The following is a 21,411-nucleotide window of genomic DNA, read 5'->3' as shown; positions in this document are numbered from 1 at the left end:
TCCTTAATTTTTGGGTTTTATATATTCCAACATCAAAATTTTATTTATTTTAAATATTTCGTTATTTATTTTTAATGAAATATCTATTAAACGATAAAAATTTCATTTTAGATATTAGTCTATTATTGATTGTCATAGACAAAATAAAAAATACCGCTTATCATTAAATTAAACCGATTATTTTCTTATAAAAAACAAAATAAAAAATATAAGTGCTGTGTAACTGCAATGAAAATAATCCGACTTTTTATTATGCATATTAATTATTTTAAGAAATGAAGGGAAACATTGTGGCCGGCTCGTATTCACTCTACCGTTGTGCCGTTTTATCAACTTCTACCGGTATGCTTGATAGTGTACTCGACCGTAATAGTCCTATCGATATTTTGCGCTTATCCGTTCAGATGGGCGGCGAAAAATATGCAGACGGATTGGATTTAAAAGCAGAAGAGTTGTCAGATTGGTTGCGCAGCCATCCCAAAGAGGTCATTACTACTTCCCCACCGGATAAAGAGTCTTTGCGTAAAACATTTTATTATCTTAAATCTCAGGGTTATCACGAAGCTATTGTTACGACAATTAGTAGCCGATTGAGCGATACAGCAGAATTAATACGTCAATTGGCGGAAGAAATGGCCAATGATCTGAAAATTCACGTGATTGATACCGGTACCACCGCTATGCCGGAAGGTTTTTTTGCATTAGAAGCCATCAGATTGCTTTCTTTGGGAAAAACATCTGCCGAAGTGGTGGATTATTTAGAAAGACTCAAACCGCGTTGTGAAATTCTGTTGGCAGTTCAATCGTTAACACCATTAACACGGAATAACGGCTTATTGCGCATGGGAGCTGCTTTTAATGATTGGCTGGGTTTGAAAACTGTATTACGGTTTAATGAAAAAGGTATTTCACATTTAGCCAGTATTCAAAATAATGATCAGATGATTGATCGGTTGATTGAAGCGCTCATGGTGATAACGGCAGATAAAAATCCGACCCATCTTGTGATTTCAGGAGGGTATTGTGGTGATGGTGCGTTGTATAATCAGTTTGCGTGTAAATTGAATAAAAAAACAGGTTTACATTTAGAAAGCGGTATTCCGGTTTCGCCTGCTGTCGGCGTATATACGGGATTAGATGCGATAGGCATCGGTATTGTTGAAAAAATTCAAGATTAATATAAATAAAACAATACTATATTTAATCCTATTTGTATGAAATGATAATACTTATGGTATTGGATATTTTAATAAAATAGGTATTGATTAATTTTTTGTTGGAAATGATTATAAGCCGTCTGAGCAATATGGTTCAGACGGCTTATTTTTATATGAATAGAAAATAAAGGAAGATAATATAAATAATTATAAGTTGTTATTTATATTGATTTAAATCAAAAAATATAAGATTTAATTTATAACTGGTGGTTTTTGTGGCTGATATATATTATATATAGAATATAAGAGATTATTAATTGAAAATAAATGGTTTTTATAAAAAATAATCCATAAATTTTTTGCAGCGGAAATACATTTCAAATGTAAAAGTATGCCGTTGCGAAAAAATTTCTACAAATGAGAATAGCAGGAACACTATGAAAACAGTCAGTAAAACCGTTTTGGCAGCGGCTATATTGCTGGGTCTGGCTTATGGTGGCAGCGAATTGCTTACCCGGCAGCGCCATGAAACCGGCCAAGCTACCGTAAAAATTAATGCAGAGCAAATCCGGCGGGGAGAATATATCGCCGCACTTTCCGATTGTTTTGCTTGTCATACCGCACCGAAAGGCCGTGCTTATGCGGGTGGTTTGGCAATGCAAACGCCTCTGGGTGCCATTTACAGCACCAATATCACACCCGATAAAGAAACAGGTATCGGTTCATATACCTACAATCAATTTAAAGCAGCAGTACAACATGGTATCCGTTCGGATGGTACGCCTTTATATCCGGCCATGCCTTATGCTTCTTATGCGGTAATGCCGGATGACGATATTCAGGCACTTTATGCTTATTTTATGCAGGGTGTGGAGAGTGTGAAGCAGAAGAATGCAGGCAGCACGATTCCACCTGTATTAAATTGGCGCTGGCCGCTGGCTTATTGGCAGGCGATGTTTGCGCCCAAACGCAGTTTCGAACCGGATGGTCGTTACAATATACAGCTCAACCGTGGTAAATATTTGGTAGAAGGGCCGGGACACTGTGGCGCATGCCATACGCCACGCGGTATCGCTTATCAGGAAAAAGCTTTAAGCGAAGATGGTAAATATTTCTTAAATGGTGCGGTGATTGATGGTTGGCGAGCCAAAAGTTTACGTGGTGATGCCCGTGGACTGGCTTCTTGGCATACCAAAGAAATAGCAGACTTTCTGGCGACAGGCAGAACCGAACGCAGCGCGGCTTTTGGTGCGATGGCTGATGTAGTAGAACATAGTACTCGTTATTGGTTGCCGGAAGATATTCAAGCCATTTCGGCTTATTTAAAAACACTCTCTCCTACTCCCGGTAAGGTTACGGCATTACCCGCTAAAGTGGATAAGACAACCGCTATGTTACAAAGTGGTCAGTATGTGGGGAGAGGAGCTTTACTTTATGCTGAACACTGCCAAGTCTGCCATCGTGCTGACGGGAATGGTGTGGAACGCATTTTCCCTGCTTTAAATAAAAATAGTGCGGTTTATGCCGGCTACCCGCAATCGGTGATTCAAATTACTTTGGAAGGCGGTCGTATGCCGGAAAACGGTCATGATGTGATGGCGTTCAGTATGCCCGGATTCAAGAATCTTAGTGATGAAGATATCGCTGAAGTGGTGAATTTTGTACGTAACGGCTGGACCAATCAGGCACCGGAAACGAATAGTAAAGAAGTGGCTGAAATCCGTGCATTTGTGAATGGGAAAGCCCAAAATTTTGTTCCGAATACCGCATCAGGAGCGCATCATGAATAAATACACGATATTGACTGCGGCGATTGTGGGATTAGGGTTGAGTTTGTCTGCATGTCGGGATAATAGTAGCCAAACTTTTGAAAATAAAGTGGATAGTTATCCTGTAGTTGTTGGTAAGGGTGAAGATAAAAAAGTGGTTGGTGAATATGCTTTACCATCAGACAGCGATATAGACAAACAGCCTAATGCAACGCAAATACGTTATGGCCAACGCTTGTTAAACGAAACTAAAAGATTGTTGCCCGGATATGTGGGCAATCAGCTCAACTGTAATAGCTGCCATATTGCCCAAGGTAAAGTGCCGGGCGGTAATCCTTATATCAATACATATAATAGTTATCCGCGCGAAATGCCCCGTGCGGGTAAAGAATTGGATTTGGCAGGCCGGATTAATGGTTGCTTCCAACGTTCTATGAATGGCAAACCTCTGCCTGAAGACAGTGAAGAGATGCAAGCCATGATTGCTTATATGAAATGGCTGGGGCAGGATGTACCGAAAGGTCAGCGAGTAGATGTTGTCAATGCCGTTTCTATTAATACCGATTTAATACCGAATCCCGGCCGGGGCAAACAGCTCTATGCTCAATATTGCGCCAGCTGCCACGGCAGTAATGGTGAGGGTAAGCAAGACGGAACGGGCCATTTTGCTTTTCCACCTTTGTGGGGGGATCAATCGTTTAATATCGGAGCAGGTATGGCGCGTACTTATAAAGCTGCCGCCTTTATTAAAGCCGCTATGCCGATGGGGGTTCACACCAAAGGTATGTGGGGGGAAGGTAATTTGCTAAGTGAACAAGATGCGGTAGATATTGCCGAATTTTTCACCCACCAACCGCGCCCTGATTTTGCCGGTAAAGTAAACGACTGGCCGAATGGTAAAAAACCGAAGGATGCACGTTATTAAGTAGTTGAGTAAACAAAAATGGGGCGGATAGTTTATCCGCCCCATTTGATTTGAATATTTGACGTTATCGGCTTGTTTTAAGCAGTCAGCAAACCTTGTCCTAAAAATTCGCCTTTTTCAATACCGGGCAGGGTGAAGAAATAACCGCCGCCAAACGGGCTGATGTATTCTTCTAAAGGCTCGGTATCCAAAAGTTTCTGTACAAAGATAAAACCGTCTTCAAGATTGGCCTGATAGCAGATAAAGACCAAACCGACATCAAGCTGCCCCGCTTTGGAAAGCCCGCGTGAATAATCGAGCGGACGGCGGAATAGCTGGTGTTTCTTCATAAATTCCGGATCACGCGGGTTGGCTACGCGGATATGGCTGTCGGTCGGAATCACTTCGCCATCGGGATCTTTGCTGTAATCAGGGGCATCTTGCTCATGTTTCATACCCAAGGGTGCGCCGCTGTATTTTTCACGTCCGAAAATGGTTTGTTGTTCTTGCAACGGTGTTCTGTCCCAGAATTCGACAAAATGGCGGATAATGCGCACGGCCTGATAAGTGCCATTTTTGGTCCAAGCCGGTTCGTCCATACTGTTGGCGGCGATGCCCGTCCATAATACCTCGTCGGCAATTTTGGGGTCGGATACGTCGGGGTTGGCGGTGCCGTCGTGGAAACCGAGTAGGTTGCGCGGGGCGGAACCGGGTTGGGTTTTGGGCAGGAAGCCGTCGATACTCCAACGGATAACGGCCCAATTGGCGGTATTTTTAATAATATCGCGCAAGGCGTTTTGGCATGTTTCGGGTGAGAATGCACAAATTTGCACGCTTAAATCACCATCGCACCATTGGGCTTGGAGTTTGTCGTTAAAGAAATCTTTTAATTCCTGCAAATGTATGGGCTTTTTATCGGCCAGACCGAAACGTTCGTCAAACAGGCTGGAGCCGACGCTAACGGTAATGGTTAAGCCGTCGGGTTGGAAAACTTTGCCGAGAATACCGCTGCCGGAAGGCGGGAGTTTGATGTCTTCGTCTTGCAGTTCGCCGCCATGGGTAAGGAACTCAATCCGTGCGGTTAAAACACGCAACAGCTTTTCCAAATCTTTTTGATTTTTGGCGGACACATCAAATGCGGCCATAATGCCGAATTGCTGCGGTGGCGTGGTAATGCCGGCCTGATGTGTACCATAACAATCATAGCTTTGCGGATTATGCTGCATAAGGGCGGCTTTTTCTTCCTCTTTGCCCTTTTTTGTACCCCATGCAATACCGCCTGCTGCGGCGACAATGCCGGTGGCGCCTGCTGCCAATGCGGTTTTCAGCAGGGTGCGTTTTTCGGGTTGGGCTGGGGATGGGTTGTCTTTATTCATAATCGATATATATTTATTTGGTATTTCTTAAATGATTTTCAGACGGCCTAAATATTGTTTTTAAGCCGTCTGAAAAGGGTCGGCAAATACTTCAGATAGGGTTATTCAAGACCTAAAGTACCGCGTAATTTAGATAAATCTTCAGCCAATGCGTTAATCGGCGCCTGTAGGGTTTTGCGGTCGGCATCGGTGAGTTTATCGTAGGTCTCATAACCACCGTCGGCAGTTTCATATTTCGCCAGAATTTCATTAACCTGCTTGAAGTTAACATCCGTTTTATCCAAGATTTCTTGGTTTTTCTCGGCAATCATCGGGCGGAACAGCTCGACAATTTTTTGCGAACCTTCAACGTTGGCTTTAAAGTCGCTCAAGTCGGTATGGCTGTAGCGGTCTTCTTCGCCGCTGATTTTGCTGCCGGCAACTTCTTCAATCAATTCGGAAGCTCCGCCGACCACGCCGCCTACCGGGAAGGTCAGATCTTTAATTTCTGCTTGAAGTTTGTTGACATCAGCCTGAAGTTTGTCGGCAATCGGTGCCAAACCTTCGGTGCTGTTATCCACCCACAAGCCGTATTCGATACGGTGGAAACCGGTAAAGGCTTCGTCTTTGGCGCCGGCTTTGAAATCGTCTTCACGCGCGTCAATAGCGGGATCGAGTTCGTTGAACAATTCGGCAATCGGTTCGATACGTTCGTAATGGCTACGGGTATCGGCAAACATGGATTTGGCTTTCTCTATTTCACCGGCTTTAACTGCGGCAACAAATGCAGCGGTTTTGGGAACCAGTTGATCCACTTCTTTTTGAACATAAACTTTATATTCGGCCAGCGGTTGGGCAAGTTTTTCCAAATCGGCTTCGCCGCCCGCACGTTTAAAGCCGCTGTCGGTTACGGTGAGTTTGCCGCGCGGGTTGTTTAACAGGCCGCAAGTCATGGCGTATTCGCCCGGCAGCAGGGTGACGGTCATTTTATCGCTCAGGCCGGGGGCGATATTTTCGCGCTCGTCTACCACCATCACGCCTTTTAGAATTTCCCATTCCAGTTTGCGGCCGCTGTTGTTTTTAATATTGAACACGACTTTACCACTGGGAATAGTCAATTCCATCGGTTCGCAGGCCGTATCGTTCACCGATACGTTCACCGAACCGTCTTCATTGGTTGCAGGAGCCGCCGATGCGCCGCTACCGTCGGTTGTTTGAGCGGTTTGTTCCGCTTCGGGCGGTTGGCAGGCAGCCAAACCGAATGCCAGTAAGACTGATAAAGCAGTCATATTCAGTGTTTTCATGTTAAACCTCTTTTTCATGTGTTTTTAAAGATTGTGGAGGAACAGCAGGTTTGCTGCCGCGTAAGAACCAATACATAACCGGTATGAGATATATCAGCCATACCAATATTTCGCCTTGGGTCGGATGGTCGGTGTAGCCAAAGAAGCCGCCAAGCAAAACGCCTAAGGGGCTGTCTTGATGCAAAATATGCGAAGTATCGAATGCGATGGTTTGCAGATGGTTCCATACACCCGCCTCGTGCAGAGCACCCAGCGAACCGGCCAAAAGCCCTGCGGCCACCACAATTAGAAAGGCGCCGGTAATACGGAAAAACTTGGCCAGATTCAAGCGCATACCGCCTTGATAAATCAATACACCGATTAAAACGGCAACGGCCAAGCCGGCCAATGCACCGACAGGCATTCGCCAAGAAGGGCTTTGTTCGAAAACCGCAATCAGAAAGAAAACGCTTTCCAAACCTTCGCGGGCAACGGCTAAAAACGCCATGCCGACCAAGGCCAAGCCCTGACCATTCCCTCGATTTAAGGCCGCCTGAACGGATTCTTGAAGATGTTGCTTCATCGAACGGGCGGCTTTTTTCATCCATAAGACCATATAGGTCAGCATACCGACGGCCACCAGCCCGATAAGGCCGACAACCAATTCCTGCTGTTTCTGCGGGATTTCACCTGTTACGGTATATATGGTATAGCCTAAAATGACACACATCAGCACGGCTAGAACAACCCCCAGCCAAACTTTAGGCATGAGTCTGCTGTTTCCGGATTGCTGCAGGAAACCGGCAACAATACCGACAATCAGCGCGGCCTCAATGCCTTCGCGCAACATAATTAAAAAAGCAATAAACATAAAAACCAAACTTTTCAACGGCTATTCTTTTTTACGGTATACCTGTTTAAATTTAAATGCAAATTATTTTTATTATTAATTGCAATTAAAATTATGACCATAATAAGGCCGTCTGAAACTGTTTCAGATGGCCTCATAATAAAAAACTTACTTTTTAAAACAAAATTTTATATATGTGAAATAGGAAAGCACAGCATAATTTATGCTTATGTTAGAATGCTTCCGATTAGATTGGTGTTTTCAGACAGTCTTTACATTCTCAAGGCCGTCTGAAAATGAACCAAGTAGGGGCAGATTAGTCTGCTTAGGTGCAGCGAAGCCCTGTTTTATGCTGTTTTGCTGTGGAAATATTTTAAAAATTTGCTGTTGAAACCAAGTGTTTAAACAGCCTGTATGATAAATTGAGTTATGAATCACCAAAAAATCTATCGTTTTGCTATTTTGAGTCTTACCGCCGCTTTTTTAGCCGCCTGCGGTACCAAACAAACCAAACCCCTGCCGACGCCGCAACCCATGCCGCCCGTGAAACCCGGAGCACCGATGCCTACCGGTACCCCCTCTCCTTTAGGTTATATCCATACACCGGGTGGCGGAGCCAGCTATAAGGTGGTGTCGCACCAAACCATGCCGCAGTGGCAGCAGCAGAATTTTGTCGAAAGCTTACGAGCATTCCGCCTCGGTTGTGAAAAGCTTCAAGGCCAACCTAATTGGCGTAATGTCTGTGTACAAGCAGCGCAAACACCTTATCAAAACGCTCAGGCTAAATCTTTTTTTGAGCAATACTTTACCTCGTGGGAAGTAAGTGAAAACGGTAAATTGGGCGGCACGATTACCGGTTATTACGAGCCGGTTTTACACGGCGATGCCAAACAAACCCGCCAAGCCCGCTTTCCGATATACGGTATTCCCAATGATTTTGTTTCCATTGATTTACCGGCCAACTTGCGCAACAGCAAAGGCACCATACATGTGCGCCAAACCGGGCAAAATAAAGGCGTGATTGATGCCAACGGCCCTTATAGTGCCAATCTGGCACAATTCCCCATCAGCAATCGTACCCGTGCCTTAAAAGGGCGCTTTGTCGGCAATCAATTTGTACCCTATTACACCCGTGCTCAAATTAACGGCGGCGCACTCGACGGTAAAGCACCCATACTCGGTTATGCAGATGATCCGGTTGAATTATTTTTCTTACATATTCAAGGTTCGGGTCGTTTGAGAACACCCGACGGCCGCTTTATCCGTTTGGGTTTTGCCGATAAAAACGAATATCCCTATGTGTCTATCGGCCGCTATATGGCCAACCGCGGTTATTTGACGCTTGGCCAAACCACTATGCAGGGCATCAAAGCCTATATGCAGCAGAACCCGCAACGCTTGGCCGAAGTTTTGGGGCAAAATCCCAGCTATATTTTCTTCCGCCAACTGCCGGGTAATGGCGAAGGCCCGATTGGTGCACTCGGTACGCCGTTATTGGGACAATATGCCGGCGCGGTTGACCGCCATTACATTACCTTGGGCGCACCGCTATTTGTGGCCACGGTTCACCCAACCCAAAAATATGCCCTTAACCGCCTGATTATGGCGCAAGATACCGGCAGCGCAATTAAAGGCGCGGTTCGTGTCGATTATTTCTGGGGCTACGGTGACGAAGCCGGCGCGGTAGCAGGCAAGCAGAAACATACCGGCTATGTATGGCAGCTATTACCGAATGGTGTTATGCCGGAATATCGCCCTTAATTAATAATTGTTTCGATATTCATTAACAGGCCGTCTGAGACCTTTGCAAAAACCCCAAAAATCCCTTAAATTCTTCACCAAAGATATTTAAGGGATTTCTCATGAGTACGTTCTTTCAGCAAACCGCCCAAGCCATGATTGCCAAACACATTGACCGCTTTCCTTTATTAAAGCTCGAACAGGTGATTGATTGGCAGCCGGTAGAGCAGTATCTGAATCGTCAGAAAACCCGTTATATCCGAGACCACCGCGGCCGTCCCGCCTATCCCTTATTGGCTATGTTTAAAGCCGTTTTACTCGGCCAATGGCACAGTCTTTCCGACCTCGAACTCGAACACAGTCTTATTACCCGTATTGATTTCAACCTGTTTTGTCATTTTGACGAGATGAATATTCCCGATCACAGTACCCTTTGCCGTTACCGCAACTGGCTGGCACAAGACAATACCTTGGCCGAGCTGTTGGATTTGATTAATCGCCAACTGACTGAGAAAGGCTTAAAGGTAGAGAAGGCGCAGGCTGCCGTTATTGATGCGACGATTATTCAGACGGCCGGCAGTAAGCAACGTCAGTCTATAGAGGTTGATAGCGAAGGAGAGATAACCGGTCAAACCACACCGAGCAAAGATAAAGATGCCCGTTGGGTGAAGAAGAACGGTCATCATCAATTAGGCTATAAGCAGCACACCCGTACCGATGCGGAAGGTTACATTGAGAAGCTGCATATTACAGCGGCCAATGCCCATGAGTGCAAACATCTGTTGCCTTTATTGGCAGGCATTGCCAAAGAGACAACGGTCTATGCGGATAAAGGTTATGACAGTGCGGAAAACAGAAAGTATCTGGAAGAATATAAACTGAAAGACGGCATTATGAGTAAATCCCATCGCAACCGTCCGCTGACGGAAGCGCAAACCCGCCGCAACAAATATTTATCGAAAACCCGTTATGTAGTGGAACAGAGTTTCGGTACGCTGCACCGTAAATTCCGCTATGCCCGGGCAGCCTACTTCGGGCTGGAGAAAGTAGCGGCGCAAAGTCATCTGAAAGCGATATGTTTGAACCTGTTGAAGGCGGCCAACAGGCTACGTGCGCCTATTGCTGCCTAAAAGGCAGCCGGATGCCTATTAATTAGGCATCTGAGGAGTAATAAAGGGGATATTGCGGTCAAAAACAGCCGAAATCCTGTGTTTGGAGTTCGGCTGTCGGGTGAAGGACTATTTCGCAAAGGTCTCCGTCTGAAAGTTTTTCAGACGGCCTCTGTTTATATGTTTTGGCAAGCGATGTTTGTTTTAACTTTTATTACATAATGAGTGATTACTATATGACTGGAAGTATGCAATTACCGGATTTTAGAATATGATTCTAAATAATCAGAAATCTAAAACCAACCAATACCTGATTAATACATTATTTCTATAAGGAGACATTTAATATGCGTATATTGTCAAAGTCACTTTCTACCCTTGCCGTGATGATGTTGGTTGCTTGTTCCGGCCATTCTCCCGAGGATACCGCTAAAGATTTTACTCAAAAAAGTTATGAAGGCGATGCAGAAGCTGTTATTGCGATGATTCATTTTCCCGATCAAGAAAAAAATAAACCCGGTGTAGAAGATATGCTGAATGGCAAAGTGAAAGCCGCTGTTTCTCAACAAAAAGCTTATGCGGATGAATATGGCGGTATAGATGAGATTTCTGCTGATCCCGCGGTTATTTCCGGAGAGAATAATGATGCCGCCCAAGTAGAGGTACATATCCGTTTTAAACAGGGCGAAACCAAAGATGACAATGTTAGATTAATCAAAACCGACGACGGATGGAAAGTTCGATTATAAAAAAACATATTCGGAAAAAGATGGCTGATATTAAATTAAAGCCATCTTTTTTGTTCATTCCATTATGTTTTTTATTTATTTTAATTATTTATTTTGATAAGTCGGAAGATAATCAAGGTACGGCTATTATTCTTCCGCCGGCTGAATTATTGCAAACCGGCGATTGGATTTTTCGAAGTGGCCGTTCGGCGGATAGCCAATTTATCAAAAGGGTGAGTCATAGCCGCTATTCGCATATTGGCATGGTTGTTCAAACCCAACCGGATATTATCATTGCCCACGCAACCACCGATGATGATCCCAAACATCCGAATCAGGTATTGTTAACGTCATTAAATGAGTTTACGGCGGCAGACAAAGCCGATGCTATTGCTATTGTGCGCCCTAGGTTTTTAAACCGATATCAACGGGCGCAAAGTGCCAAAAGTGCGGAAAATATGGTGGGAAAGGCTTTTATCATGACCAAGCGTTCCGAAGAGCCTTTTTATTGCACATTGTTGGTTTTCGATGCGGTACATCAACAAAATCCGGATTTCAATCCGCAATGGCAGTATTTGGATATTGCCGTTTTTGGCGGTGAATACCTGTTTCCCGAAGCCTTTACCCATGCCGATGTGGAATGGATATATCAATATCCGGGTAAATAAAAAGATATTTGAGGCTTTTGTTTCTTTATCAAGTATGTTGCATGATAAGGTTCTGATTGACTAAACCCATCATTTAAAAAGATTTGATGCCAAGGCATCAGCAGATTGAATTCTATTTTGCCGAGGCATCAATTGTGTATTTTTATTGAGTAGATTTTTGCTTGGCAATAATAATTTCTACACGGCGGTTTTGGGCGCGGCCTTCGGGGTTGTCGCTGCCATCGGCATTTTCATTGTCTGCGATGGGGAGGCTTTCGCCTTTGCCTTCGACTTCCATGTCTTTTGTTACGCCGTTTTTTGCCAACCAGTCTTTAACAGATTGGGCCCTTGCAACAGAGAGTTTGATATTATAATCTTCCTCGCCTTTGCTATCCGTATGGCCTGTGATGGTAATTTTGCCTGTGCCCTGCTCGTTGATAATGGCAGCGGCTTGTTGCAATACGGCAGTTGCATCGGGTTTTAAATCGGCTTTATCAAAATCAAATAATACGTCGGACGACATATTCACTTCCACGCCTTTTTCGGTTTCTTTGGTAGAAATTCCGGTAACGTTGCCATGAAGCTGGGAGCCGCCTGAATTCAAACCATTATTACCACCATTGATTCCGTCTTGGTTTGCATTCATATTCACTACATTGCCGCTAAGCTTGCTGGCTCGGGCAGAAAGTTTACTGGGTAAAGGTGCCCGTTCTGCCGCTCTTATTTCCGCATCAGTCGGCATATCTTCATCCATTGATATGCTTGGATTAGTCGGCATTTCTGCATCAGTTGATATTTCTGCATCAGTCGGTATTTCTTGCGAAGATTCCGATTCCGTTATTTCTTGGGGGCTGCAGGCAGATAACAAAAACATCGGTATTAAAATACCGGATACGGTTTTCAGATTTATCATATTCTTACTTCCGTTGTAGAAACAATTGATTTAAGTAAAAAGCTGCTTGAATCTTTCAAACAGCTTAATATCATAATGTTTATTATCGGCTGACAGGTATAGCGTCAAACGAACCGATTTGGGGTAAATCGATGCTGATGCTGGGAGTGCTGGGAGGGGGTGCCGGAAACTTCAAAGTCATTTTAATAGGGTCGTCGTCATTGATACGAATTTCAGTTTTATTTGAAGCTAATGGGGAAGCCATGTAAACACCGGCTTCATCTTGTAATAAACTTACCTTTTGCGCTGCGGCATCATCAATATAGCTTACATTGTCTAGTTTGGTCTCGTAGCTTACATACCGATAGCTACCATCAGGTTTACGCTTTGGTACGAATAAAAATTCGACTGTCAGAATCTGACCAACCACACGGGCTTTGGTTAAATGCACCATATCACCATCGCCGTATTCTTGGGTTTGAATCGGTGTTGTTTCAGGCATAGCCACGGCTGCTTTTTGAGAAACTTGCGGGGTTTCTTCCGAGCGGATTAAATTTTCACCTGAAGAAGGAGGTACTGCCGTTTGCTCCTGTTTGGGTTCTTCTTTCCCGCCGATACTTGAAATTTGATCGCAACCTGCTAAAAAGGCAGAAGCGCAAATTAACGAAGCTAATATTTTAACTTTCATTATAGTTGTTCCCTAAAAAGTTTCTAAAAAAACCTAATTAATAAAAAAGGTTATGCCCAAAATCTTAGAAAAATTATATATTAATGAATTAAAAAATAAAAGGGTTGCTTGATATGTGATATGACATAAACCCATTAAATTAATCTTTATAAATAACAGCTAGTTAAGCTGAAATATATTCTCGTCAAACAATAGTTAGAAGAATTAACTACCATACTTTTACCTGCAATATACAAACGCTTACGCTATATATTTTTCTAAAGCCAATGAATTGGAATTTATCAAATATCAAAAAAGCCATATTTATATGCATGGCATTATTTTTTATCTTATTATTGGCGGCGGTGTCTTGGGTAGGCTATCAGGATGCCGTCATCAGCAAACGCACGCCGGATATGATGCAAACGGCGGATAGTGCGTTGGTGTTGAGCACCAGAGTTTATATGAACGGCAAACCGAATCCGTGTTTATCGGCCAGAGTCGGCGCTGCTGTTGAGCTTTGGCGGGCGGGAAAAGTGAAAAAATTGGTGATGAGCGGCGGCATTAACCGCGATTTCCGACACGGTTCGAAAACCATGCAGGCGATGGCCGAAAAAATGGGCGTGCCTGCTTCAGCCATTCAGCAAGAAACCGAAGCGGACGACACCTTTAAAAATATCGTATACAGCACGCCTTTATTGCAAGATGATCATAGTGTGATATTGGTGAGTTCGGGCTTCCATATGCCGCGTGCAAGCTGGCTGGCCGCCCGCCAATGGCCGGATAAACAGATTCAGGTTTATGCCCATCATCATAATTGTTATGACAATAGCGGTGCTTATTTATTGGTATTGCTCAGAGAAGTCGGTGCGATTGTGAAAAACGGTGCATTGGATAGGTATTGAAACGGTTTCGGATACACCTTTCAAAGCCGTTTATTCTAGATTTTTCCAAGAAGAAAAAGGGTGGTTGCTTAAATAGGTATTGGTGAAATGGCCGTCTGAAAGAATATTGTAGGTGGAATCAAAGGAAGAGCTAAGTGAGAATATTTGACCAGCCGCCTACAGTTTTGCCGAGTGAGTAATTCGAGTGGGGGATTTATTTTTTCAGAAGGCGGCTTGGTAAGTATCAAGCAAAAAGTTTGTATTCAAAAGCAGATACCCCCCTGCATTTTAAATAGATGATGAGCTTTATGGTTTACTCATAATTAAATTTTTTTGTGAATAATTTTAGTAAATAACCACCCTACAAAATACCACCAAAGCATGTTCAAAAAAACAAATAGTATATTACCTAATATATTATTTAGATAATGTGTAATAAAGATAGATAGAAATGAAAATGGAATTGCTAAAATAAATAAGATAAATCCATCCCAGCTACCTTCTGTATTTCCTCCTAAAATAATCAATGCAATAACCCCATATATTGCTGATAAATAAATACCTAATTTATTTTTATTATGTATCATATGAAGTATCCTTTTGTATCGTTATATTCTTTCCATTAGTAAAATTAAAGGTACACTCTCTCTACAAATAGATATTCTATACAAAATATGTTTCGCTACTAATTCATCATAATAGTAATAGCTGATTCTGTTATAGGCTTTTAGGTAGGTTGTTTTCAACCAACTACAGCTTTCTGCTTAAAAAGCTTCTTAATCTTTACGACAGAAAAATATACTAATTAAATATCCAATATAAAAAATATAGATAATACTTAGAAAATAATAAATAATTTCCTTAACAAGATAACTAGATAGTTGATAGTTTAAAATTTCATAATGAATGGAAAGTGGATCAACTAAATAGATTTTAATTAAAGCTATCGGTAAAGTAGTTAAAAATAAATAAATACCGGCAATCCAACCATCTGCAATAGGAAGAAGAAGAATAAATATCAAAATATAGATTAAAAGTATAGCTAAAGAAAATTTAATTCTTTTTTTAACTATAAAATTCATAAATAATCTCTTTTTAATATGTAATATTGTGTTTACAAATAGGAAGTATATTTTCTATTCAAAGAAATAATGACTACTTAATAGTAAGAATAGCAATATTTTTTTACTATTTCTTTGTTCTAATTTGTCTTACCCAAAAAATATTGAATAAATTATTATGAGTCATACTCTATTTGATTTTAACTTTATTTATTAACTTTAATATAAAACCAATTGTAAATAAATTAATGAAAATACTTAAAAAACTATATAATAAATGTATAATTCTACGCCAAAAAATATTATTCAAGGTTGAGTCTAAATTTAAATTAAAAAAACCCAATATATTTTCCTCTATTATTGACCATGGTAAGGTAAAAAATATATTTAATATTTCAGCAATCCATGGCTGCAATATTAATATTAACATATATATTACAATATAAATTAATGATAATTTTAAAATTAACAATAGTTGTTTTAATATCACGGATAAGTCCCAGAAAATTGATTTAAAATCTCATTTGCTGATAGGAATTATTATATAAACTTGTATTATTTCTAAATAAATATACATAAATTTTTCTATGACTTATCTTCATCATTACTACCATGATCATTAGAAAAAAGAAAAAATGTCAATAAAAAAGAAACAGTAAAAATATGAATAGAATAAAAAATATAATGGATAATTGTACGTATCCATTGTGATCTTATTAAATCTGATGGCAGATCGGTAGAAAAACCCATATGTCTTAAAATCCACTCGACTATATCATATAAATATAAAGAAGTAGGTAAAATGAGAAAGAAGTTGAATGCCACTTCCATAAAAAATCGTCCAAATATTAGGGAAATAATTATATAAAATGCCCAATAAATACCAAGTGCTTTAATGGCAAACATAATTCTCTTTTTAATCATTATTTATAAATTCCTATCGGGTTAATTATTAATTTAGGGGGATGCTTTTAAGCAACTGCCTTCAATTCCCATATTTTGATTAATAGCCAAAGCAAGAAGATCTCTTTCTACTTTAAAAGAACTTGAATCCGACTGGATATTTTTAGCTGCATTAACTAAATGATCATCACAATTTATCATGCATTCTTTTTTGGCAAATCCATTACAGGCTAACAATTCTCTGCATTCAGCGTAGCACATATCATGTCGCTTACAAGCACTATCTAATAAACCAATTGGCTTTTTATAATAACCATTATTATCTATATCTTTGCTATAACTTTCATGGTGACCGCCTGTCCAGCCGGGTCCGCACCAATTGCCATGAAATTTAAAATCTGCTCCCCCAAGCCATCCTATACTTGAAGTACTATTATAAATTTGTTGGCTACCCATTTCATAATAAGGTGAAAGCCCTAGACCATCTATCCACATTTGTATATTCGGGGTATATACATAAAGATAAAATCCTCCATCCAACCCAATCGGATCCTGATTCACAAACCGACCACACTCCGGCTCATAATACCTAAAGAAGTTATAATGTAACCCCGTTTCGGTATCGCAATACTGATTCTGCAACCTAAACGGCTGATGAGCATTAGCAATATTGGTCTCTTCCTCTAATTTCCCCCAACCTTTATATTTGCCAAACCACAATAAATTTCCATCTTTATCGGTCATCTCACGCGGAATGCCGATTTGGTCGCAGTGGAAATAATTGGTTTCTTGGTAGCTTTCCCCTTCTTCGTTTGTCCAATTACGGATTTGTGCCAAAGGTTCGTAAGCATCTTTGTCGGTATAGATATAAGTGTACAGGCCGTCTGAACGGGTTTCCTGTATGAGGTGGCTGCCGTCCCAAGTGAAGTCGGTTTTATCTTCTAAGCCGTCTGAAACTTCTTGGCCGTTTTTCAGACGGCCTTTACCGGTTCTTCTGCCTAGTGCGTCATAAGTATAAACCCAAGTCTCTTTTTCCCGTTCGGGTTTAAAGATTTCCACTTTCACCAGTTGGTCGTGCAAATCGTAGAAATAGTTCTGTACTTCGCCGTCGGCCAGTTCGCGGTGAATCAGGTTGCCTAAGTCGTCATAATAATAGCTGATGCCGTTATAGTTTTTGAGGCGGTTGTCGGCAATTTTATCTTTGAGGCCGTCTGAAAGGATATTGTGGGCGGGGTCGAAGGCAAAGGTTTCTTTGTCGGCTTGGGTGATTCTGCCGAGTCGGTCGTATTCGAACTTTGTTACGCCGCTTCTTTGGTCGCTGCTGTGAATGAGGTTGCCGGTTTTGTCGTAGCCGTAGCTGCGTTGGACGGCGGTATGACCTGCAGTGGTTTTGTTTTTGCCTTTGGGTTGGGTAACGGCATTTAATGCGGCGATTTATTTTTTCAGACGGCCTGAGACCTTTGCGAAATAGTCCTTCACCCGACAGCCGAACTCCAAACACAGGATTTCGGCTGTTTTTGACCGCAATATCCCCTTTATTACTCCTCAGATGCCTAATTAATAGGCATCCGGCTGCCTTTTAGGCAGCAATAGGCGCACGTAGCCTGTTGGCCGCCTTCAACAGGTTCAAACATATCGCTTTCAGATGACTTTGCGCCGCTACTTTATCCAGCCCGAAGTAGGCTGCCCGGGCATAGCGGAATTTACGGTGCAGCGTACCGAAACTCTGTTCCACTACATAACGGGTTTTCGATAAATGTTTGTTGCGGCGGGTTTGCGCTTCCGTCAGCGGACGGTTGCGATGGGATTTACTCATAATGCCGTCTTTCAGTTTATATTCTTCCAGATGCTTTCTGTTTTCCGCACTGTCGTAACCTTTATCCGCATAGACGGTGGTCTCTTTGGCAATGCCTGCTAACAAAGGCAACAGGTGTTTGCACTCGTGGGCATTGGCCGCTGTAATATGCAGCTTCTCAATGTAACCTTCCGCATCGGTACGGGTGTGCTGCTTATAGCCTAATTGATGATGACCGTTCTTCTTCACCCAACGGGCATCTTTATCTTTGCTCGGTGTGGTTTGACCGGTTATCTCTCCTTCGCTATCAACCTCTATGGACTGACGTTGTTTACTGCCGGCCGTCTGAATAATCGTCGCATCAATAACGGCAGCCTGCGCCTTCTCTACCTTTAAGCCTTTTTCAGTCAGTTGGCGGTTAATCAAATCCAACAGTTCGGCCAAGGTATTGTCTTATGCCAGCCAGTTGCGGTAACGGCAAAGGGTACTGTGATCGGGAATATTCATCTCGTCAAAATGACAAAACAGGTTGAAATCAATACGGGTAATGAGACTGTGTTCGAGTTCGGGGTCGGAAAGGCTATGCCATTGGCCGAGTAAAACGGCTTTAAACATAGCCAATAAGGGATAGGCGGGACGGCCGCGGTGATCTCTGATATAACGGGTTTTCTGACGATTCAGATACTGCTCTACCGGCTGCCAATCAATTACCTGTTCGAGCTTTAATAAAGGAAAGCGGTCAATGTGTTTGGCAATCATGGCTTGGGCGGTTTGCTGAAAGAACGTACTCATGAGAAATCCCTTAAATATCTTTGGTGAAGAATTTAAGGGATTTTTAGGGTTTTTGCAAAGGTCTCGGCCTAAGGGGTCGAGTTCGTAGCGGCTGGTGAGTTTGCCCTGTGTCCGTTCGATTTCGCGGTGCAGTTTTTTGTCTTTGAAGCCGTCTGAAAGTGGTTTTTATAACTTGAATAGGTATTTAAATATAGGCTACTATGTATTTATCTCTTATTTTTAAATTTATGAATGAAAAATGGATAAATATTTAATAATAGGAAAAATAAAAATGAAATAAGATAGAAAAAAACCATTTTGATATGTTCTATATTTCCTATGGTAATAGACACATAGTTATTATTTGTATTACATTTCCCATATAAATAACAACTATATAGTTTGAAAGATGATCCGATTAAAAGCAATAAATATATAAAATGCCTACGATATTTATTAAATGTCCATCCATAAAAATAATATTTAGTTTTTTTGAAAAATTTTTTAAACATATCTTTATTTTCTATTCTATGCAGACTATTTAATTTTTTCTTTTAATATACTAAAACATAAAAGTATTATTATACTATCCACTAGTATATATAATAAAATATAAAAATAATACCCAAAACTGCCAATATTGTAATTTTTAATAATATTCATACCGCAGTATCCAGTTAAGCTACAAATATATAAATTATAATTATTTACCATAAGTAAAATAATATACCCTATTATTTTAATAATTTTCTTATTTATTTTTTTGGACATATATTACCCATAACTCTAGTAACCATATTAGATTCAACTTTATCTTTTATATATTTTTTTGCTTGCATTTTTTTATCATATTTTTACCTTTCTCCATCTTTTTTTCCTTGTTTTTTGCTGTTTTGGAAAGTTTTTTCATCTCGCATTTCCATTTTTTCCTTTTTTATAGACTTCATATCCTTTTTTAGCTTTACTAGCAGGATTAATTAAATCAATAATTTCACTTACATTTGAACCAATCTTATACGATAAAGATGGCTGCCGTCCCAAGTGAAGTCGGTTTTATCTTCTAAGCTGATGCCGTTATAGGTTTTTAAACGGTTGTCAGCAATCTTATCTGTTTGGCCGTCTGAAAGGATATTGTGGGCGGGGTCGAAGGCAAAGGTTTCTTTATTGGCTTTAGTGATTCGGCCGAGTTGGTCGTATTCGAATTGTGTTACGCCGCTTCTTTGGTCGCTGCTGTGAGTCAGATTGCCGGTTTTGTCGTAGCCGTAGCTGCGTTTGACGGCAGTTTGGGCGGATGTATAACCCGCCCTACTTTTTTGCCTTTGGCTTGAGTAACGGCATTTAATTCGGCGATTTGTTTTTTCAGACGGCCTGATGAATGCCAAAAAAGCGTGCGTGCCCAAAGAGCACACACCTCACGCTTTGAATAGAAATTCCATAAAAAATACAATTATTTAATTTTCCTTATATAAAAAGAAAAATCTTTTATTATCATAACTTTCAGAACCAAATTGTTCAGTCCAACTTTGAAGGTGGACATCCATAATTTGAATAAGGTTTAAATCCGTTAGCGTTTTTTTAATAATGGGATAGTCTTCCAAGTTAGCAATATCTTCTTTTTTAATTTGATTTTTTATATCTAATTGCTTTTCTTTTCTTGTAACCCAAAAAGATGGCATATAAAAACCAAACTCACTTACACCTGAATATACCTCATCATTTTCATCGTCATTATAAGTTAAGCAAATAAAAAAATTAGCAAACTCTTCCGGGGTTAGTTTATTTTTTGCATATAACACCACACTGTTTAAATGTGCCAAAGCCAAATTAAATAAAAAAGTATTTAAATCTTCTCTATTTATATTATTTTTTAATATTTTTTTTACTGTAGGGTATCCGTGTATCAAAGGTGGTTCTTCAAATGTCTCATAATCAAAAAGAAGTTCTTCAAACTGAATGGATGAATCTTTAAAAATTTTCGCAATTTTTTTGGTTAACATTTATTTCACTTTCTATATATTTCAATTACTTACTGTCTATGTGTTCCAGCCATGACAAAATAAAAAGTCTTTATCATCTTTACCAAAAAATTGGTATACTTCTATCTTTAATAAAAAAAACCATCTAAAAAAGTAGATAGTCAAAACTAATAACTTTAAATAGCAGAGTATTGTTGTAGCCTGTACACTACATAAGTGTCTATACAGTCCTTAACTCACTATATAAATTATATTTATTTTTTAGTTTGCCAAATCAATCATATTGTCCATCTATTTTATGGTCATAATCTTCCTCTAGAATTTGTTTTCTTTGGTCTATGGTCAATGCATTCCATAATATTTTATAATATAATTTATGAATTGTAGGATAATATTCATCCACAAATTTTTGTATTATATTAATATTTCCGAATCTGTCCGAATCATGAAAAATATCGTTTAATTCCTCTATTAATAAATAAATTTCCATGATCTCGTCTCTATTTAAAATCTTCATGTATTTCTTTTTGACATATTGTTTTCTCATATATTTCTTTTTCATATATTCATCCTAAAATCAGTGATTTCTATGATAAGTTGGGTTTCTACCATATAAGCCAAATGGCCCATCATGTACAAATTCAATAGCTTTACTGTTTAGAGAGTTGGGTCTCGGTGTGAACTCCCCCGGACAGGTATCAAAATCAACGTAATGTTTTGCTCTTCCTTCTTTTAAAATAAATTTTTCTTGAAAATCTTTTGCACTCATGGGTTTACCTTTGGCGGGAACGGCAAAGACTTTATTCTGATCACGTGGAATAATAATATTTGAAGATTGAATACCTGTAATCCCTTTGAAATTAGTAAAATGACGTACAGGCCGTCTGAAAGTGGGGTTCTGTTATATAAATTATATTATT

General features: G+C 40.5%; 22 protein-coding genes and 1 pseudogene. 9 read left to right on the top strand and 14 right to left on the bottom strand.

Annotated features, from left to right (window positions below):
* Window positions 1-290: 290 nt before the first annotated feature.
* The 3 genes from D0T92_RS01475 (at window position 291) to D0T92_RS01465 (ending at window position 3,851) form a co-directional block, all read left to right on the top strand.
* Window positions 291-1,178, top strand: a complete 888-nt coding sequence (locus tag D0T92_RS01475) for a DegV family protein (RefSeq protein ID WP_151049542.1) — start codon at window positions 291-293, stop codon at window positions 1,176-1,178.
* Between the two features lie 416 nt (window positions 1,179-1,594).
* Window positions 1,595-2,947 (top strand): c-type cytochrome, encoded by a 1,353-nt coding sequence (locus D0T92_RS01470; RefSeq protein ID WP_151049540.1) that lies wholly within the window; start codon window positions 1,595-1,597, stop codon window positions 2,945-2,947.
* Entirely contained in the window at window positions 2,940-3,851 is a 912-nt protein-coding gene (locus D0T92_RS01465) for a c-type cytochrome (RefSeq protein WP_151049538.1), read from the top strand. Before D0T92_RS01470 ends, D0T92_RS01465 begins: the two co-directional genes overlap by 8 nt.
* A 77-nt stretch (window positions 3,852-3,928) precedes the next feature.
* Here D0T92_RS01465 and efeB read toward each other — a convergent pair whose 3' ends face one another.
* The 3 genes from efeB to efeU form a co-directional block, all read right to left on the bottom strand.
* Complete coding sequence (gene efeB, locus D0T92_RS01460) at window positions 3,929-5,206, bottom strand: iron uptake transporter deferrochelatase/peroxidase subunit (protein WP_151049536.1); 1,278 nt, start codon at window positions 5,204-5,206, stop codon at window positions 3,929-3,931.
* A gap of 101 nt (window positions 5,207-5,307) precedes the next feature.
* Entirely contained in the window at window positions 5,308-6,489 is a 1,182-nt protein-coding gene (efeO, locus tag D0T92_RS01455; protein WP_151049533.1) for an iron uptake system protein EfeO, read from the bottom strand.
* A gap of 1 nt (window position 6,490) precedes the next feature.
* Window positions 6,491-7,339 (bottom strand): iron uptake transporter permease EfeU, encoded by an 849-nt coding sequence (gene efeU, locus D0T92_RS01450; RefSeq protein ID WP_151049531.1) that lies wholly within the window; start codon window positions 7,337-7,339, stop codon window positions 6,491-6,493.
* A 408-nt stretch (window positions 7,340-7,747) separates the two neighbouring features.
* Between efeU and mltA the strand changes: the two genes are divergently transcribed.
* The 4 genes from mltA (at window position 7,748) to D0T92_RS01430 (ending at window position 11,563) form a co-directional block, all read left to right on the top strand.
* Entirely contained in the window at window positions 7,748-9,079 is a 1,332-nt protein-coding gene (mltA, locus tag D0T92_RS01445) for a murein transglycosylase A (protein WP_151049529.1), read from the top strand.
* Between the two features lie 101 nt (window positions 9,080-9,180).
* On the top strand, window positions 9,181-10,188 hold the full coding sequence (locus tag D0T92_RS01440) for an IS5 family transposase (RefSeq protein ID WP_151049527.1): 1,008 nt from the start codon (window positions 9,181-9,183) through the stop codon (window positions 10,186-10,188).
* Window positions 10,189-10,514: 326 nt separating this feature from the next.
* Window positions 10,515-10,916, top strand: a complete 402-nt coding sequence (locus tag D0T92_RS01435; RefSeq protein ID WP_151049524.1) for a DUF4878 domain-containing protein — start codon at window positions 10,515-10,517, stop codon at window positions 10,914-10,916.
* A gap of 50 nt (window positions 10,917-10,966) precedes the next feature.
* Window positions 10,967-11,563, top strand: a complete 597-nt coding sequence (locus tag D0T92_RS01430) for a C40 family peptidase (RefSeq protein WP_225315125.1) — start codon at window positions 10,967-10,969, stop codon at window positions 11,561-11,563.
* A gap of 142 nt (window positions 11,564-11,705) precedes the next feature.
* Here the strand turns inward: D0T92_RS01430 and D0T92_RS01425 are convergent, their stop codons facing one another.
* Both D0T92_RS01425 and D0T92_RS01420 read right to left on the bottom strand, forming a co-directional pair.
* On the bottom strand, window positions 11,706-12,455 hold the full coding sequence (locus D0T92_RS01425; RefSeq protein ID WP_151049520.1) for an OmpA family protein: 750 nt from the start codon (window positions 12,453-12,455) through the stop codon (window positions 11,706-11,708).
* 82 nt (window positions 12,456-12,537) lie between these two features.
* The gene (locus tag D0T92_RS01420) at window positions 12,538-13,122 is read right to left on the bottom strand and encodes a phosphoribosylglycinamide synthetase (RefSeq protein ID WP_151049519.1); all 585 of its coding nucleotides are present in this window, start codon (window positions 13,120-13,122) and stop codon (window positions 12,538-12,540) included.
* Between the two features lie 311 nt (window positions 13,123-13,433).
* Here D0T92_RS01420 and D0T92_RS01415 point away from each other — a divergent pair, with 311 nt between their 5' ends.
* Entirely contained in the window at window positions 13,434-14,006 is a 573-nt protein-coding gene (locus tag D0T92_RS01415) for a YdcF family protein (protein ID WP_191963652.1), read from the top strand.
* A 302-nt stretch (window positions 14,007-14,308) separates the two neighbouring features.
* On the opposite strand, the gene D0T92_RS01410 is transcribed toward D0T92_RS01415, so the two are convergent.
* The 4 genes from D0T92_RS01410 to D0T92_RS01390 form a co-directional block, all read right to left on the bottom strand.
* Complete coding sequence (locus tag D0T92_RS01410; protein ID WP_151049515.1) at window positions 14,309-14,572, bottom strand: succinate dehydrogenase; 264 nt, start codon at window positions 14,570-14,572, stop codon at window positions 14,309-14,311.
* A 189-nt stretch (window positions 14,573-14,761) separates the two neighbouring features.
* Window positions 14,762-15,067, bottom strand: coding sequence for a hypothetical protein (locus tag D0T92_RS01405; protein ID WP_151049513.1), 306 nt, complete (start codon window positions 15,065-15,067; stop codon window positions 14,762-14,764).
* A 564-nt stretch (window positions 15,068-15,631) separates the two neighbouring features.
* Window positions 15,632-15,952, bottom strand: coding sequence for a hypothetical protein (locus D0T92_RS01395; protein ID WP_151049511.1), 321 nt, complete (start codon window positions 15,950-15,952; stop codon window positions 15,632-15,634).
* A 51-nt stretch (window positions 15,953-16,003) separates the two neighbouring features.
* Window positions 16,004-17,029: an RHS repeat-associated core domain-containing protein gene (locus tag D0T92_RS01390; RefSeq protein WP_404821660.1), complete on the bottom strand. Its 1,026-nt coding sequence runs from the start codon at window positions 17,027-17,029 to the stop codon at window positions 16,004-16,006.
* A gap of 144 nt (window positions 17,030-17,173) precedes the next feature.
* Between D0T92_RS01390 and D0T92_RS11875 the strand changes: the two genes are divergently transcribed.
* On the top strand, window positions 17,174-17,374 hold the full coding sequence (locus D0T92_RS11875) for a hypothetical protein (protein WP_449866976.1): 201 nt from the start codon (window positions 17,174-17,176) through the stop codon (window positions 17,372-17,374).
* A gap of 154 nt (window positions 17,375-17,528) precedes the next feature.
* Here the strand turns inward: D0T92_RS11875 and D0T92_RS01385 are convergent.
* The 5 genes and pseudogenes from D0T92_RS01385 to D0T92_RS01365 all read right to left on the bottom strand — a co-directional run bounded on the left by D0T92_RS01385 (window position 17,529) and on the right by D0T92_RS01365 (window position 21,311).
* Window positions 17,529-18,536, bottom strand: a pseudogene (locus tag D0T92_RS01385) (IS5 family transposase).
* Window positions 18,537-19,510: 974 nt separating this feature from the next.
* Window positions 19,511-19,915: an RHS repeat domain-containing protein gene (locus D0T92_RS01380; RefSeq protein WP_225315124.1), complete on the bottom strand. Its 405-nt coding sequence runs from the start codon at window positions 19,913-19,915 to the stop codon at window positions 19,511-19,513.
* Window positions 19,916-19,966: 51 nt separating this feature from the next.
* Entirely contained in the window at window positions 19,967-20,512 is a 546-nt protein-coding gene (locus tag D0T92_RS01375) for an Imm15 family immunity protein (protein WP_151049507.1), read from the bottom strand.
* A 253-nt stretch (window positions 20,513-20,765) separates the two neighbouring features.
* Entirely contained in the window at window positions 20,766-21,053 is a 288-nt protein-coding gene (locus tag D0T92_RS01370) for a hypothetical protein (protein WP_225315123.1), read from the bottom strand.
* 15 nt (window positions 21,054-21,068) lie between these two features.
* Complete coding sequence (locus tag D0T92_RS01365; protein WP_263641700.1) at window positions 21,069-21,311, bottom strand: hypothetical protein; 243 nt, start codon at window positions 21,309-21,311, stop codon at window positions 21,069-21,071.
* Between the last annotated feature and the right edge of the window lie 100 nt (window positions 21,312-21,411).

The organism is Neisseria zalophi (genome assembly GCF_008807015.1).
Classification (GTDB): Bacteria; Pseudomonadota; Gammaproteobacteria; order Burkholderiales; family Neisseriaceae; genus Neisseria; species Neisseria zalophi.
The sequence above is the reverse complement of the archived record's forward strand: the minus strand, read 5'-3'. Positions and strand labels throughout refer to the sequence as shown.

Bases quoted from the DNA above. Each gene is read 5' to 3' on its own strand.
- D0T92_RS01375 (WP_151049507.1), bottom strand. From the start codon at position 20,512: ATGTTAACCAAAAAAATTGCGAAAATTTTTAAAGATTCATCCATTCAG.
- efeO (WP_151049533.1), bottom strand. From the start codon at position 6,489: ATGAAAACACTGAATATGACTGCTTTATCAGTCTTACTGGCATTCGGT.
- mltA (WP_151049529.1), top strand. From the start codon at position 7,748: ATGAATCACCAAAAAATCTATCGTTTTGCTATTTTGAGTCTTACCGCC.
- D0T92_RS01440 (WP_151049527.1), top strand. From the start codon at position 9,181: ATGAGTACGTTCTTTCAGCAAACCGCCCAAGCCATGATTGCCAAACAC.
- efeB (WP_151049536.1), bottom strand. From the start codon at position 5,206: ATGAATAAAGACAACCCATCCCCAGCCCAACCCGAAAAACGCACCCTG.
- D0T92_RS01395 (WP_151049511.1), bottom strand. From the start codon at position 15,952: ATGTTTGCCATTAAAGCACTTGGTATTTATTGGGCATTTTATATAATT.
- D0T92_RS01405 (WP_151049513.1), bottom strand. From the start codon at position 15,067: ATGAATTTTATAGTTAAAAAAAGAATTAAATTTTCTTTAGCTATACTT.
- D0T92_RS01435 (WP_151049524.1), top strand. From the start codon at position 10,515: ATGCGTATATTGTCAAAGTCACTTTCTACCCTTGCCGTGATGATGTTG.
- D0T92_RS01410 (WP_151049515.1), bottom strand. From the start codon at position 14,572: ATGATACATAATAAAAATAAATTAGGTATTTATTTATCAGCAATATAT.
- D0T92_RS01420 (WP_151049519.1), bottom strand. From the start codon at position 13,122: ATGAAAGTTAAAATATTAGCTTCGTTAATTTGCGCTTCTGCCTTTTTA.
- D0T92_RS01470 (WP_151049540.1), top strand. From the start codon at position 1,595: ATGAAAACAGTCAGTAAAACCGTTTTGGCAGCGGCTATATTGCTGGGT.
- D0T92_RS01425 (WP_151049520.1), bottom strand. From the start codon at position 12,455: ATGATAAATCTGAAAACCGTATCCGGTATTTTAATACCGATGTTTTTG.
- D0T92_RS01415 (WP_191963652.1), top strand. From the start codon at position 13,434: ATGGCATTATTTTTTATCTTATTATTGGCGGCGGTGTCTTGGGTAGGC.
- D0T92_RS01465 (WP_151049538.1), top strand. From the start codon at position 2,940: ATGAATAAATACACGATATTGACTGCGGCGATTGTGGGATTAGGGTTG.
- efeU (WP_151049531.1), bottom strand. From the start codon at position 7,339: ATGTTTATTGCTTTTTTAATTATGTTGCGCGAAGGCATTGAGGCCGCG.
- D0T92_RS01370 (WP_225315123.1), bottom strand. From the start codon at position 21,053: ATGAAAAAGAAATATATGAGAAAACAATATGTCAAAAAGAAATACATG.